Source organism: Pelorhabdus rhamnosifermentans (assembly GCF_018835585.1).
GTDB lineage: Bacteria > Bacillota > Negativicutes > UMGS1260 > UMGS1260 > Pelorhabdus > Pelorhabdus rhamnosifermentans.
In genome coordinates, this window is sequence record NZ_JAHGVE010000114.1 from 1 (window position 1) to 343 (window position 343).

1 protein-coding gene is annotated in these 343 nt (G+C 43.1%); it reads left to right on the forward strand.

The genetic code is table 11. The features are described 5' to 3' along the window. Nucleotides 1–81: 81 nt before the first annotated feature. On the forward strand, nucleotides 82–343 hold a 262-nt coding region (locus Ga0466249_RS26010), incomplete at its 3' end, for a hemagglutinin repeat-containing protein (RefSeq protein ID WP_312889838.1).

Sequence of the window (343 nt, forward strand, 5' to 3'; positions counted from 1 at the left end):
TTCTTGATTTATTATCCATCTATATTATACCATATTTGGATTATTATTGATATATATTGACTTTTTCAGTGGTTTCGCACCGTGTCGCTGACATCCGGAAAAGATGCTAGTATCACCGGCTCCCAAGTGAATGGTACCAAAGTCGTAGCCAATATCGGCGGCAACCTCAATATTACCAGTTTGCAGGATATTGATAACTACAACGCGAAGAATCAAAACAGCGGAATCGGCATTAGCAGCGGTCACACAGGCGGGGTAACGGGTTTCCTAGGCAAAGGCAAAACAGATTCCAATTATAATAGCGTTACCGAACAGGCAGGCATCTTTGCAGGCAAAGACGGCT